The sequence below is a fragment of the Pseudomonas sp. Seg1 genome (assembly GCF_018326005.1).
Lineage (GTDB): Bacteria > Pseudomonadota > Gammaproteobacteria > Pseudomonadales > Pseudomonadaceae > Aquipseudomonas.
In genome coordinates this window covers 2383327-2397062 of record NZ_AP021903.1, presented here as the reverse complement: position 1 = coordinate 2397062, position 13736 = coordinate 2383327, and the positions used below count along the sequence as shown (strand labels likewise).

14 protein-coding genes are annotated in these 13736 nt (G+C 61.1%); 6 read left to right on the top strand and 8 right to left on the bottom strand.

Annotation, left to right across the window (positions count from 1 at the left end):
• Positions 1 to 178: 178 nt before the first annotated feature.
• From gspG to KI231_RS10625, 3 genes are all read left to right on the top strand, one after another.
• Positions 179 to 607, top strand: coding sequence for a type II secretion system major pseudopilin GspG (gene gspG, locus KI231_RS10635; protein ID WP_103305781.1), 429 nt, complete (start codon positions 179 to 181; stop codon positions 605 to 607).
• A gap of 14 nt (positions 608 to 621) precedes the next feature.
• On the top strand, positions 622 to 1809 hold the full coding sequence (locus KI231_RS10630; RefSeq protein ID WP_103305780.1) for a type II secretion system F family protein: 1188 nt from the start codon (positions 622 to 624) through the stop codon (positions 1807 to 1809).
• 73 nt (positions 1810 to 1882) lie between these two features.
• The gene (locus KI231_RS10625; RefSeq protein WP_213028183.1) at positions 1883 to 2320 is read left to right on the top strand and encodes a hypothetical protein; all 438 of its coding nucleotides are present in this window, start codon (positions 1883 to 1885) and stop codon (positions 2318 to 2320) included.
• A 272-nt stretch (positions 2321 to 2592) separates the two neighbouring features.
• On the opposite strand, the gene KI231_RS10620 is transcribed toward KI231_RS10625, so the two are convergent.
• The gene (locus KI231_RS10620) at positions 2593 to 3492 is read right to left on the bottom strand and encodes a LysR family transcriptional regulator (protein WP_103304934.1); all 900 of its coding nucleotides are present in this window, start codon (positions 3490 to 3492) and stop codon (positions 2593 to 2595) included.
• 159 nt (positions 3493 to 3651) lie between these two features.
• Between KI231_RS10620 and KI231_RS10615 the strand changes: the two genes are divergently transcribed.
• Both KI231_RS10615 and KI231_RS10610 read left to right on the top strand, forming a co-directional pair.
• Complete coding sequence (locus KI231_RS10615) at positions 3652 to 4677, top strand: alpha/beta hydrolase (protein ID WP_213028182.1); 1026 nt, start codon at positions 3652 to 3654, stop codon at positions 4675 to 4677.
• Positions 4678 to 4929: 252 nt separating this feature from the next.
• Positions 4930 to 6357 (top strand): mechanosensitive ion channel family protein, encoded by a 1428-nt coding sequence (locus KI231_RS10610; protein WP_213028181.1) that lies wholly within the window; start codon positions 4930 to 4932, stop codon positions 6355 to 6357.
• 209 nt (positions 6358 to 6566) lie between these two features.
• Here the strand turns inward: KI231_RS10610 and ycaC are convergent, their stop codons facing one another.
• The 6 genes from ycaC to KI231_RS10580 all read right to left on the bottom strand — a co-directional run bounded on the left by ycaC (position 6567) and on the right by KI231_RS10580 (position 12362).
• Complete coding sequence (gene ycaC / locus KI231_RS10605; protein ID WP_103304931.1) at positions 6567 to 7190, bottom strand: isochorismate family cysteine hydrolase YcaC; 624 nt, start codon at positions 7188 to 7190, stop codon at positions 6567 to 6569.
• 68 nt (positions 7191 to 7258) lie between these two features.
• Positions 7259 to 9097, bottom strand: coding sequence for an amidohydrolase (locus KI231_RS10600; protein ID WP_103304930.1), 1839 nt, complete (start codon positions 9095 to 9097; stop codon positions 7259 to 7261).
• 43 nt (positions 9098 to 9140) lie between these two features.
• Entirely contained in the window at positions 9141 to 9767 is a 627-nt protein-coding gene (locus tag KI231_RS10595) for an antibiotic biosynthesis monooxygenase (RefSeq protein ID WP_213028180.1), read from the bottom strand.
• A complete protein-coding gene (locus tag KI231_RS10590; RefSeq protein ID WP_103304928.1) occupies positions 9760 to 10176 on the bottom strand; it encodes a DoxX family protein in 417 nt (138 codons plus the stop codon). The genes KI231_RS10595 and KI231_RS10590 overlap by 8 nt, the downstream gene beginning before the upstream one ends.
• Before the next feature lie 213 nt (positions 10177 to 10389).
• Positions 10390 to 11313 carry a LysR family transcriptional regulator gene (locus tag KI231_RS10585; protein WP_103304927.1) on the bottom strand — a complete coding sequence of 308 codons (924 nt, stop codon included), beginning with the start codon at positions 11311 to 11313 and terminating at the stop codon, positions 10390 to 10392.
• Positions 11314 to 11369: 56 nt separating this feature from the next.
• Positions 11370 to 12362 (bottom strand): MBL fold metallo-hydrolase, encoded by a 993-nt coding sequence (locus tag KI231_RS10580; protein ID WP_103304926.1) that lies wholly within the window; start codon positions 12360 to 12362, stop codon positions 11370 to 11372.
• Between the two features lie 252 nt (positions 12363 to 12614).
• Between KI231_RS10580 and KI231_RS10575 the strand changes: the two genes are divergently transcribed.
• On the top strand, positions 12615 to 13070 hold the full coding sequence (locus KI231_RS10575; RefSeq protein WP_213028179.1) for a helix-turn-helix domain-containing protein: 456 nt from the start codon (positions 12615 to 12617) through the stop codon (positions 13068 to 13070).
• Positions 13071 to 13104: 34 nt separating this feature from the next.
• Here KI231_RS10575 and KI231_RS10570 read toward each other — a convergent pair whose 3' ends face one another.
• Positions 13105 to 13674: a flavodoxin family protein gene (locus KI231_RS10570; protein ID WP_213028768.1), complete on the bottom strand. Its 570-nt coding sequence runs from the start codon at positions 13672 to 13674 to the stop codon at positions 13105 to 13107.
• Positions 13675 to 13736 lie beyond the last annotated feature (62 nt).

Here is a 13736-nt window from a genome sequence, read left to right as displayed (position 1 = left end):
AATTGGGGGAAATGCCCCAATGGCCGATCACGCTTGAGCCATACGCAAGCACTGTGCCGACTCTTGAGAAGCCCGTATTACAAGGGCTTCAGCCAAGTTGATGTATTTGAGTGGGGGCTGAGCATGGCAATTGCATAAGCCCTTCACGCAACACGGCTGCCACTCACGGGAGGTCATCATGAAGCTGCAATTTCGTCCGCGTGACCAACGCGGTTTCACCCTGCTCGAATTGCTCGTGGTGCTGGTGGTACTCGGCCTGTTGGCCGGGATCGTCGCGCCGAAATACTTCGCCCAACTCGGTCGCTCGGAAGTGAAAGTGGCCAAGGCGCAGATCGAAGGGCTGAGCAAGGCACTGGACATCTATCGACTGGAGGTCGGTCACTACCCGTCCACCGAACAGGGCTTGCAGGCCTTGGTCGCCGCACCGAGTGACGAAGCGAAATGGACCGGCCCGTACTTGCAGAAAAAACTGCCGCAGGATCCGTGGGGACGTAATTACACCTACCGCTATCCTGGCGAAAACAGCGAGTACGACTTGCTGTCGATGGGCAAGGACGGCCAGCCCGGCGGTGAAGGTGAAAACGCCGAAGTGACCAACTGGCAGTAAGCGGAGCGCGGCCCATGCGATTTCATCTGAAGGCGGTCGGCAAGACCGGTGTGGTGGCGCTGAGCATCGAGGCGCCGGGACACGGCGAAGCGCGGCGTATTGCCGAAGATCAAGGTCTGCGCGTGCTCAGCCTGCATGCCGAGAAACACTGGCGCTCGTTGCGCCTGCGCCAACGCGAAACGTTCAATCTGGTGTTGTTCAGCCAGGAGCTGACCACGCTGCTCAATGCCGGCCTGCCGTTGATCGATGCGCTGGAAAGCCTCGCCGAAAAAGAAACCGCCCCCGCCGCCCGCAAAACCTTGACTGAGCTGGTGCGCCTGCTCTACGAAGGCAAATCCTTCTCTCAGGCACTCGGCCAGTTGTCCGCAGTATTCCCGCCGCTGTACGTGGCGCTGGTACAGTCCAGCGAGAAAACCGGCGCGGTCGGTGATGCGCTGGGCCGCTACGTCAGTTATCGCCAGCGCATGGACGAGGTGCGGCAGAAGATCGTCAGCGCCTCGATCTATCCGCTGCTGTTGCTGGTGGTCGGCGGTGGCGTGGTGCTGTTCTTGATGGGTTATGTTGTACCGCGCTTCAGCCTGGTGTTCGAAGGTTTGGGGTCGAACCTGCCGTGGCTGTCACAGATCCTGATGAGCAGCGGCATGTTCTTGCATGCGCATCAGGGTGAATTCTTCGGTGCGCTGGCGGCCATTGTCATCGCCCTCGCCGTGCTGCAAAAACAACCGGCATTTCGCCGTGGACTGGATCGGCTGGTGGAGAAACTGCCGGCCGTGCATCAACGGATTTTCATGTATGAACTGGCGCGCTTCTATCGCTCGCTGGGAATCTTGCTGCAAGGCGGAATTCCGCTGGTCACCGCCATGGGCATGGTTCGCGGCCTGCTCACCGTCGCCTCTCGGGCGCGGCTGGATCAGGCCTGCGAGCGCGTGCGCGAAGGTCAGTCATTGTCCGCCGCGCTGGAGCTCAATCGGCTGGTGACGCCAGTGTCCCTGCGCCTGCTGCGGGCCGGTGAACAATCCGGCAACCTCGGGCAGATGATGGAACGCAGCGCCGATTTCTACGACGAGGAGATCAGTCGCTGGATCGAATGGTTCGTGCGCCTGTTCGAACCGCTGCTGATGACCTTCATCGGCCTGCTCATCGGGGTCATCGTGATCCTGATGTACATCCCGATTTTCGAACTGGCTTCCAGTATCCACTGACCCCGGGAACGGGTCGGATCGACGCAACAACGCTCATCGACGTTCCCAACCAGACAATAAGACGGAGAACGATATGCACATTAAAAAGCTCGTGCTCGCAATGGCCATTGGCGCAGTACTGTCGGCGTCTACCGTGTTGATTCCGGACAATCTTTCAGGCGTTTCCAGTGTTCAGGCCAAGGAAGGTGGCAGTGGAGGGAGTGGCGGCGGTGGACACGGCGGAGGGGGTAGCGGCGGAAACGGTGGTGGGCATGGCGGTGGCGGTGGCGGCAATGGTGGCGGTCATGGCGGCAGTGGCAGCGGTGGCAGTGGACACGGTGATGGCGGCGGTGGTCACAGCGGCAGCGGCCAAGGCTCCGGACACTCGGGCGACTCCGCGTCCTCGTCAGGACGCAGCGGCACGCACGCTGAGCCAGGCGATGATCACGGCGTCCACCGCGCCGGTGAAGTCGGCGATGATCGCGGCGTGCATGTCGGCGGCGAGCCCGGCGATGACAAGCGCACCAACTGATTTTCAGAAACGCCACAAAACCTGTGGGAGCTGGCTTGCCAGCGATGAGGCCGGATCAGGCAACCTTGTATTGCCTGACACACCGCTATCGCTGGCAAGCCAGCTCCCACAGGGTTATGCAGTGTGCACAAATTCCGCAGACAACCATGAACCCAATGTGGGAGCGAGCCTGCTCGCGAATGCTGTGGGTCAGCCAATGATGTTTTGACTGACCGTCCGCTTTCGCGAGCAGGCTCGCTCCCACAGGGCTTTGCAGTGTTTGAAAGATCCACTCAGAGAGCGACGTTGCTCTGGTTCAGCCGTTCGCGCAGGAATTCGACCAACGCCTGCACGGGTCGGGAGGCCTGTCGATGCTGCGGATACACCGCCGATAACGTCAGCGGCTCCGGGCGCAAATCATCCAGCACCGGCACCAGCCGGCCATCCTTCAGCGCCGCACCGACAATGAACGTCGGCAAATAGGTAATCCCCATCCCCTGCACCGCCGCATCCCTGAGCAACTCGCCGTTGTTCACGCGCATGCGCCCGGTGACATTCACCAACTGCGGCTTGCCCTGTCCCGCGTTGAACCGCCATTGCACCGAGCGCCCGTGGCCATAGGGCAAGCAGTCATGGCTGAGCAGATCCTCAGGCTTGAGCGGTGTGCCGCGCTCGGCGAGATACGCCGGGCTGGCGCAGTAAACCCGCTCAATCGACGCAATGCGCCGGGCGATCAGCGTCGAGTCTTCCAGCACGCCAATACGCAGCGCCAGGTCGTAGCCTTCGCCAAGCAGGTCCACCGGCCGATCGCTCAAATCCACCTCGACCGTGACCTCGCGATAGCGCTGCAAAAACATCGGCAACAGGCAACCGAGATGCGCCACGGCAAACGATAACGGCGCGCTCAGACGAATCGTCCCGCGCGGCTCGGCAGTTTGCCCGGCGATACCCTGCTCGACCTGTTCGACTTCACCGAGCAAGCGCAGTGCCGACTCGTAGTAGCTCTGGCCCAGTGGCGTGACGTCGAGGCGCCGGGTCGAGCGATTGAGCAAACGCACGCCGAGACGCTCTTCGAGCTGCATCAGGCGACGGCTGACGAATTGCTTGGACAGGCCCAACTGATCGGCGGCGTTGGTGAAGCTGCCGGAGTCCATGACCTGGCAAAAAATACGCATGTCTTCGAACGGGTTCATTGTCACTCTCTGGTGGACAGTTAAACGCTTTATAGCCGCTTTTTCACTTTACGGCAGCTCATTAATCTGTGCTCACGGTGTTGCTGAGGCCTGAAGCCCAGCGCCACAGCAGCCCGCAACCCAGGCATAAAAAATCAAACGGATTAAAAGGAATTGCACATGAACATCGTCAAGAAAACCCTGGCCGCTTCCCTCCTCGCCCTGTCCATCGGCAACGCGTTCGCCGCCGCCGGCAGCCCGGGTGTCGAACACAACACCCAGGCTTTTCTCGAAGCCCTCGCCGCCGGTGGTGGCAAGCCGCTGGAGCAGCTGAGCCCGAAAGATGCCCGTGCAGTACTTACAGGTGCGCAGGCTTCGGTGAAGGTTGATCTGTCCGGTGTGGAAGTCAGCGACAAGGTGATCACGGTGGACGGCCAGACCCTCAACCTGAAAGTGGTGCGCCCGGCCAAGGTCAAAGGCGAGTTGCCGGTGTTCATGTTCTTCCACGGTGGCGGCTGGGTGCTGGGTGATTATCCGACTCACCAGCGCCTGATTCGTGACTTGGTGGTGGGCTCCGGCGCCGTCGCGGTGTACGTCGATTACACGCCGTCGCCGGAAGCGCAGTACCCGACCGCAATCAACCAGGCCTACGCCGCAACGAAATGGGTGGCCGAGCATGGCAAGGACATCGGCGTCGACGGCAAGCGTCTGGCGGTAGCCGGCAACAGTGTCGGCGGCAACATGGCGGCCGTCGTCGCGTTGATGGCCAAAGAACAGAAAACCCCTGCCCTGCGCTTCCAGCTGCTGATGTGGCCGGTGACCAACGCGCAGTTCGACGACGGCTCGTACCAGCAATTCGCCGAGGGCCACTTCCTCACCAAAGGCATGATGCAGTGGTTCTGGGACAGCTACACCACCAACCCGGCCGAACGTGCGCAGATCCACGCTTCGCCACTGAACGCTAGCGCCGAACAGCTCAAAGGCCTGCCCGCCACACTGGTGCAGACGGCCGAATTCGACGTGCTGCGCGATGAAGGCGAAGGCTATGCGCAGCACCTGGATGCGGCCGGTGTGGCGGTCACCTCGGTGCGCTACAACGGGATGATTCATGACTTTGGTTTGCTCAACCCGCTGAGTCAGATTCCGGAAGTGAAAGCGGCCGTGCGGCAGGCAGCGGCTGAGCTGAAGACGCATTTGCAGCCTTGACGTTAAAAGATCGCAGCCTGCAGCGGCTTCCACATCGGACACGTGCAGGCGGCGATCTTTTCCATTGATCTTGTGGCGAGGGGATTTAGCGAAACGTCGCACCGCCCCGATGGGCTGCACAGCAGTCCCCTGCTTCTTCTGGATAAGAGCGGGGTCGCTTCGCAACCCGTCGGGGCGGTGCGACGTTTCGCTAAATCCACTCACCACAAAAAGTCCTTCATCACCAAGGCTCGTGCCAATCCGGAGCACATCATGTCCTTCCTTCTTGCTCACCTGCTGTCCTGGAGCGCTGCTCTGCTCTTGCTCGATGGTCTGCTCTGGCACTTCACGCCTTTTTCGCATCGTGCTCCGCGAGTCGGCATTCGCCTGGTGCTGTTTCTGGCGTTCAGTGCGTTGGTGATCAACGCCGGCGTCAGCCCGTTGCAGGCGCCGCTGTTTGCCGATGATCGCGTGGCGCAACTCGGCGCGACGGCGTTGGGCATTCTTTGGTGGTTGTACGCCGCGAGGGTCCTCACCGAAGTCATCGGCCTGATCCTGATGCGCCGCATTGGTCACAGCGGGCGCTTGCTGCAGGACGTGATTGGCGCGCTGGTGTTTTTGGCGGCCATCGTTGCGGCAGCCGGTTATGTGCTGGAGTTGCCGGTCAAAGGCCTGCTCGCCACGTCCGGTGTGGTCGCCATCGTCGTCGGTCTGGCGCTGCAAAGTACCCTGGCCGACGTGTTTTCCGGGATCGTCCTCAACACCACCAAGCCCTACCAAGTGGACGACTTCGTAGTGATCGACGGCGTCGAAGGTAAAGTGCTCGACATCGACTGGCGCGCCACGCATCTGTTGACCAGCGCCGGGACCATGGCCGTGGTGCCAAACTCGGTGGCGGCCAAGGCGAAAATCGTCAACCTCAGCCGCCCGAGCAACATGCATGGCGTGTCGATCAGCATTCAGGTGCCCAACCACATTCGCCCACGCCGGGTACTCGACGCCCTCGACCGTACGTTGCAAGGCAGCAGCAGTCTGCTGCTCAACCCGGCGCCCAAAGCCGTGTTGAAAGAAGCCGGCGAAGAGATGTCGGAATACGTGGCCAGCGGTTTCATTGCCGAGTTGAGCAAGAAAGGCGAAGTGCGCAATCAACTGTTCGACCTCGCCCACCGTCATCTCGAAGCGGCCGGGATTTCGCGGCATCCGGATGGCGTGATCGAGCCTTCGACTCGCGCCCGCGCGTTGCTGGATGAGGTGAAAATTTTCCGCTCGCTGAGCCATGAAGAACGTGACCGTCTGGCTGAATCGATGGTCGCGCAGCAGTACGCGGCGGGCCAGGTAGTGCTGGATCTGGATGAAGTGCCGGACAGCCTGTTTGTGATTGCCACGGGCGTGGTCAGTGCGACTGTGCCGGACGGCGACGGGCAGACCGAAGCCGGGCGAATGGGGCCGAGTGAGGTCATGGGCGAACAGAGCATTCTCGCCGATACGCCGTCGCAGGCTACGTTTACGGCGCTGACATCGAGCATCATCTACCGTCTCGACAAGGGGCTGACCCGTCAGTGCATGGAGCAACGCACGGAGGTGGGGCGGGCGTTGAATAAATTGCAGGCGGTGCGGCAGCAGAACAGTCATCTCGCGTTGTTGGCGAAAACGACACCGATCAAGAAAGGTGGGTTTCTCGGTTGGCTGCAAAAGCGTTGATGCGAAGATCTTAAGATCAAGAGCTTTACCCCCTCACCCCAGCCCTCTCCCCCAGGGGGCGAGGGGGAAAGGGAGCCGATCTTTAAGCTGTTCAAAACTGAAGTTCGGCTCGGTATTGCACGTCGGCGTACTTCTAAAGAGCCCCTCGGTCAGTTCCCTCTCCCTCTGGGAGAGGGCTAGGGTGAGGGGCTTTTCAAACTCACATCTAATTACTTGGCGGTGAACTTGGTGTAGCTGTTGATCAGGTTGCGGTAGTTCGGCAAGCGGTTCGACAGCAGATTCGCCAGGCCTTCCATGTCGTTGCGCCAGTCGCCCTGGAGCTCGCACGCCACCGAGAACCAGTTCAACAGTTGCGCACCGGCCGCCGACATCCGCGCCCACGCCGCTTGTTGCACGGTGGTGTTGAAGGTGCCGGACGAGTCGGTCACCACAAACACTTCGAAGCCTTCAGCGATGGCCGACAGGGTCGGGAACGCCACGCACACGTCAGTCACCACACCGGCGATGATCAGTTGCTTGCGACCGGTGGCCTTGATGGCTTTGACGAAGTCTTCGTTGTCCCAGGCGTTGATCTGGCCTGGACGTTGAATAAACGGTGCATCCGGGAACTGTTCCAGCAGTTCAGGCACGATCGGGCCGTTCGGGCCTGCGTCGAAACTGGTGGTGAGGATGGTCGGCAGCTTGAAGAATTTGGCAATGTCGCCCAGTGCCAGCACGTTGTTCTTGAACTCGTTCGGGGTGAAATCCTGTACCAGCGAAATCAGACCGGTCTGGTGGTCGACCAGCAACACGACCGCATCATCTTTGTTCAGACGCTTGTAAGGAACGCTCATGGGGAAACTCCTGGTTGGATGGATGTGATGTCAAGCGCCGTGCCTCGTGGCCGGCGCTTTTGGGGAAATCAGAAAGCGAAGCAGGAACAACCGAACGCGCCCCAGAAACCGGCGAAATCGCTGACCGGTGCGTTCGATAATCGCGCTTTTTCATGACTGTGCGAGTGCACGGCGCAGGCGCCGACGCATTGGTGAACCTGCGCCTGCAACGGCGAGTTAGGCCGCCAGTGGCCGGGGACTTTCACCACCGGCGACCAGTCCGGCAGCACCGGAACGCTGGCCGGGCCGAGGTCTGCGAAGTCGCCGGCGGCGTAGACAATCTTGCCGCCCACCACGGTCAGTACCGACTCGATCCACTTGATCGCTTCTTCTTCGACGTGGAAAAAGTCCGCGCTCAGTGCCGCCAGATCCGCCAGTTGCCCGACCTTGATCTGGCCTTTCTTGCCCTGCTCCGAGGAGAACCAAGCGCTGCCGTGAGTGAACAGTTCCAGCGCGGTGGTGCGCGGCAAACCTTCTTCGTACAACGCCAGGCCACCGACGGTGCGGCCGCTGACCATCCAGTACAGTGACGTCCACGGGTTGTAGCTGGAAACCCGCGTCGCATCGGTGCCCGCGCCAACCGGCACACCTTCGGCGAGCATGCGTTTGATCGGCGGCGTCGCTTCGGCAGCTTTCGAACCGTAACGATCGACGAAGTATTCGCCCTGGAACGCCATACGATCCTGAATCGCGATGCCGCCGCCCAAGGCTTTCACCCGTTCGATGTTCTGCGGGGTGATGGTTTCGGCGTGGTCGAAGAACCACGGCAGACCGTTGAACGGAATGTCGCGATTGACCTTCTCGAACACGTCGAGCATGCGGCTGATCGATTCGTTGTAGGTGGCGTGCAGACGGAACGGCCAGCGCTGCTCGACGAGGTGGCGCACCACCGGTTCCAGCTCAGCCTCCATGGTTTGCGGCAGGTCCGGACGCGGTTCGAGGAAGTCTTCGAAATCCGCCGCCGAGAACACCAGCATCTCGCCGGCACCGTTGTGCCGCAGGAAGTCGTCGCCCTGATGCAACTTGACGCTGCCGGTCCAGTTCTGGAAATCGGTCAGTTCTTCTTTGGGTTTCTGGGTGAACAGGTTGTAGGCGATACGCACGGTCAACTGGTCGTCCTTGGCCAGTTGCTCGATCACCTGATAATCGTCCGGATAGTTCTGGAAACCACCGCCGGCATCGATCGCGCTGGTCAGGCCGAGGCGGTTGAGTTCACGCATGAACTGGCGGGTCGAGTTGACCTGATACTCCAGCGGCAGCTTCGGCCCCTTGGCCAGCGTCGAATAGAGAATCATCGCGTTGGGTTTGGCCACCAGCATGCCGGTCGGGTTGCCATTGGCGTCACGCACAATCTCGCCGCCCGGCGGGTTCGGCGTGTCGCGGGTGTAGCCGGCCACGCGCAGCGCCGCGCGGTTGAGCAGTGCACGGTCGTAGAGGTGCAGGACGAACACCGGGGTGTCCGGCGCCGCCTGATTGAGTTCTTCGAGGGTCGGCATGCGTTTTTCGGCGAACTGGAATTCGTTCCAGCCGCCGACCACGCGCACCCATTGCGGGGTCGGTGTACGGTCGGCCTGGTCCTTGAGCATGCGCAACGCGTCGGCCAGCGACGGCACGCCTTCCCAGCGCAGTTCGAGGTTGTAGTTCAAACCGCCACGGATCAGGTGCAAGTGCGAGTCGTTGAGGCCGGGAATCACGCAGCGACCGTGCATATCGATCACTTGCGTGGCCGGGCCGCGCAAGGACATGGCTTGGGTGTCATTGCCGACGACCACGAAGCGGCCGTCCTTGATCGCCACGGCGCTGGCCAGTGGCTTGGTGCGGTCTACGGTATGGAATTGGCCATTGAACAAAATCAGATCAGCGCTCATCGCAGTTCCTCAAGCAAAGTGAAAAGAAGCGAACCCCGCGCGCTCAGCGTGGCGAGGTCTCTTGGGAATCGAGGTGTTCATGGGCCTGGCTGGCTTCGAGCCACGGCGTAAACAAACGGGTGACCGGCGGCATCACCACGTACACCACCGACAGGACGATAGTCAGGGTGATCAGGAACGTGGCGACTATGTAGTTGGACAGGATCGGGTGCATCGAAAGCAGCGGCCCCCAGATCAGCGGCACCAGTAAGGTGTGCGGCAGAATCACCAGCAGCGAGACCACGGCCTGCTTCCAGCGCGGTGGCGGTGTAGCGGCATCGGCCAGTGGCGAGAACCAGAATTCATTGATCGGCGCGACTTCGGTCTGATCGCCATCAGCCAGCATCGGCGCAGCTTCGGCGACCAGAGCCTGACGCTGCGGCGATTCCAGCCAGCCTTGCATCGCTCCGGTGGAGCTGAAGCGCAGCACACAGGTGTAGAAGTCGAGACGGCCGCGCTTGCCACGCACCACGTCCACGCCCAAATGGCCCTCACGCTGCCCAGCCACGCGAACGATATTGCGCAGCCAGGCTTCATACGCTGACTCGAAACCGGCCTTGACCCGGTGTTTGATGATCAATGTGACCGTCTCATCGGCCCCCGGTGACTGTGGATGGAGGACTTCAGGCATAACGCAACACTCCGGGCAAACGAACAGAAATCGCCAGCCGTCCCGGCCCGGCGATAAACACAGTGGTAAACAGGATCAACAGCAACCAGCCGAACTGCCCCTCAGCCACACTCCATTGCGGATGCACAACCAACAGCGCCACCAGCAGCACAAACAGAATAGGCAAGCACGCCAATCTCACCAGTAACCCGGCGACGATCAGTAATGGACAGAGGACTTCGGCGAAGATCGCCAGACACAAGGTCAGGTGGGCGCCGAGGTGGAAAGGATCTTCGATCAGCGCCAATTGCGCGGTGAAGTCGAGCAACTTGGGCAAACCGTGCACCCACAGCAGAAACAACCCGCCGCTGACCCGCAGAAACAGCAAACCAACGTCGCGCGCCCGTTCATCATTGTGTATCGCGCTCATGCCCCGACCCTTGAAATGTCATTGGCCTGAATAATGCCGATGCCGGGCGCGGGGAAATTGGATGGATGTGCTCTCTTTCTTTCTTTCACCTAAAACCCCTGTGGGAGCGAGCCTGCTCGCGATAGCGGTGTGTCATTCAACAGGGATGTCGACTGACCGGGCGCCATCGCGAGCAGGCTCGCTCCCACATGGGGGGGGAACTGTGTTGTTTCGTCAGACCGAGGGGATATCCAGCGACACCGACATGAACTGACTGATCCGCGACCGCAACCACTTCTCCGCCGGGTCGTTGTCATGCACCCCGCTCCAGGCCATCGACAGCTGCGCCGCTTCGATCGGGAACGGTGGATCTTCTGCGCGCAAGGCACAGCCCTCGACCAGAGCGCACGCGGCATAGTCCGGGACGGTGGCGATCATTTCGGTGCCGGCGAGCAAGGCGCGCAAGCCGCTGAACTGCGGCACGCCGAGGACTACACGGCGAGTGCGGCCCAGCTTGGCCAGGTCCAGATCGATGTTGCCGCTCAGATCACCGGAAAACGACACCATCGCGTGCGGGCGTTCGCAGTATTCATCCAGTGTCAGCGGCCCCGGACGATCGTCACCGCGCAGGACTTTGCAGGGAATGTCGCGCAGTTTCTTGCGCTTGGCGTTGGCGGGCAGATCGGTGGTGTAGCTGACACCCACCGAGATTTCCCCGGACGCCAGCAGCGCCGGCATCAGCAGGTAATTGGCGCGGCGCACCACCACGACAATCCCCGGTGCTTCTTGCTGAAGCTTGCGCAATAACGGCGGAAACAGGCCGAACTCGGCATCGTCCGACAGGCCGATGCGGAACACGTCGCAACTGCTCGCCGGTTCAAATTCCTTGGCGCGGCTGACGGCCCCGGAAATGACGTCCATCGCCGGTTGCAGCTCCTTGAGAATCGCCAGGGCGCGGGCGGTCGGCTCCATGCTGCGACCGTTGCGCAGCAGCAACGGGTCATCGAACAGATCGCGCAGACGGCCGAGCGCCGCACTCACGGCGGGTTGGCCCATGAACAGTTTCTCGGCGACGCGGGTCAGGTTCTTTTCGAACATCAGCGCTTCGAAAATCACCAACAGGTTCATGTCGACGCGACGCAGATCGTTACGGTTCATCGGCTCGTGTTCCTTGCTTGGAAGTCTTGTTCAGTCAGGTGCGAGAGCGCCGTACTTTACTCGATCAACGGTACTTTGGCCGCGCGTTTGTAAGGGCCGTATTCCACCGGCGCCCATTGGAAGTGCTTATCGATGGCGGTGATGTGACCGATCCCCGGAAACGGCAGGTGTGCGGCGCTCACCCAGGTTTTGCTGGCGGCCGCAGCGCTGAACACAGCGTTACGGCTTTTGATCGCCTGCTGACCGTTGACGTCAAAACTGATCGACACTTCAGGGTGGTCGAACTGCACGGCGAGGTTGTGCACCAGGTCACCCATGAACACGATGCTCTGGTTCTGAGAAGTGAAACGGTAGGTGGTGCTGCCTGGGGTGTGCCCGCTTTCAAGTGCAGCCTCGACCACACCTGGCAGCGGCGACTGCCCCGGCGTGAAGGTCTTGAAGCGGCCCGCGGCCACGTAGGGTGCGGTGGAATCCTGAGCGATCCTGAAGAATTCTTTCGCCCCGGCCGGGGCTTTGGCCAACGCCTGCGGATCGAGCCAATAGTCGGCCTCAGCCTTGGCTGCATAGACTGTGGCATTGGCGAAAACCGGTTTTTGCTCAGCGTCGACCAGTCCGCAAACGTGGTCCAGATGCAGGTGCGTCAGCAGAATGGTATCGACCTGTTCCGGTTGGTAACCCGCAGCCTGCATGTTCGCCGAAAGTTGGCCGGCGGTAGCGCCAATGCACTGCCCGGCACCGGTGTCGACCAGGATCAACTGCTTGCCGGTGTTGACCAGAAAAGCGTTAAACGCCGTTTGCACGCCCGGGGTTTCAATCGAACGGCGAGCGAGCAATGCACGGATCTGCCCCTGACTCATGCCCTGCAGCAATTTGGGTGACAGATCGTTATAACCGTCGAACAGTGCCGTCACTTCATAGTCGCCCAGCGCCAAACGAAAGTAGCCGGGGGCCTGCGTACCGACCTGCGGCGCCTGTGCCAGAGCACTTGTGGCCGCCAGCGCGAGCGCCAATCCGAGTGTGCCCCACGTAGCGTGTAACGAACCTGTCATGCCAATCCCCTTGCTTGATCGATCTTCGACGGCACCGAACGTGCGCCTCTAGATAGTAGCCATCCTCGCCGATCCGCCCCCTCGCCGACTTGCAGCGATGTGCTGAGTTCAACGTTTCGCGGCGCAATTAACAACGTTTAACTCGTCAGCCTTTCGGTCCCGTCGAACAATGAAACCCTCTGCGCAACATTGTTTTTTTGACCTGAGGGGAAAGTACCGAGCGTGCCTTCCCCCCCGACACGGACATTGGCCATGGCTCACTTACAACAAACAGTCGCCCTCGCCCCCGCCAGCGAATCTCGCACACCGCGCATCGGCGGCCTCAGTCCGCAGCGCGAACGGCGGGTCAAACAGTTGATCCTCGATCGCCTCGGTGAAAGCCTGGAAGTCACCGAACTGGCAGAGGCATGTTCGTTGTCACGCAGTCATTTTTCCCGAGCATTCAAGTGCAGCACCGGACTCTCGCCACAAGACTGGATCCGCACCCAGCGCATCGCCCGCGCCAAGCAGTTGATCCAGCTCACGCACTTGAGCCTGACGCAGATCAGCCTGGAATGCGGCTTCTGTGATCAGGCGCACTTCTGCCACATCTTCACCCGCAGCGAAGGGATCAGCCCGTTCGCCTGGCGCTGTCGTGAAGTGCCGGAAATGAAACTCAAAAGGTCACAAGCATCGGCATTGCCGCTGGGCATGCGCCTGGCGGTGTAAGCGCTGGCGCCGATAACGCGCAATCGGTCCTGTTTCACTTCTGTCGCAAACGCTGCGCCACTTGTGCCACCCGCTCGCCCAGATGGGCCGCCGTGCGCCGGTCTTCGAGCGGCGGCGCCTGCTCGGGCGTCTGTTCGACATTAGATTGGGACATGGCACCGAGCGAGCTGCCCAGACGATTCAATTGCCCATCAAAGAACCCGGCCGCCGAACGCGCCGGGAGCAAGTCGAGACCGACCCAGATCATTGAATGTTGCGCGGCAAACACCGCAAGTTGCAGCAGCGTATTGAGCTTGTCGCCGCACAGGCTGCCGGAATTGGTGAACCCGGCGGCCACCTTGTCGCGCCACGGCTTGGCCAGATAGAACGCCGCGCTGGCCTCCATGAACTGCTTGAACCCCGCCGACGCGCTGCCCATGTAGGTCGGCGCGCCGAAGATGATCGCATCGGCGCGGTGCAACTCATCCCAATAGAGTTCGACTTCCTCTACCGTCACCAACCGACAGGTACTGCCCAGGTGTCGCTCGACGCCCTGCGCCACTGCTTCAGCCATGACGCGTGTATGGCCGTAGCCGCTGTGATAGACCACCACCACGTTGCTCATTGCGCCGTCCTCCGGACGTGTGCATTCCATTGCAGCCGTCAGGTCTGTGCCTGAGGTTGAAC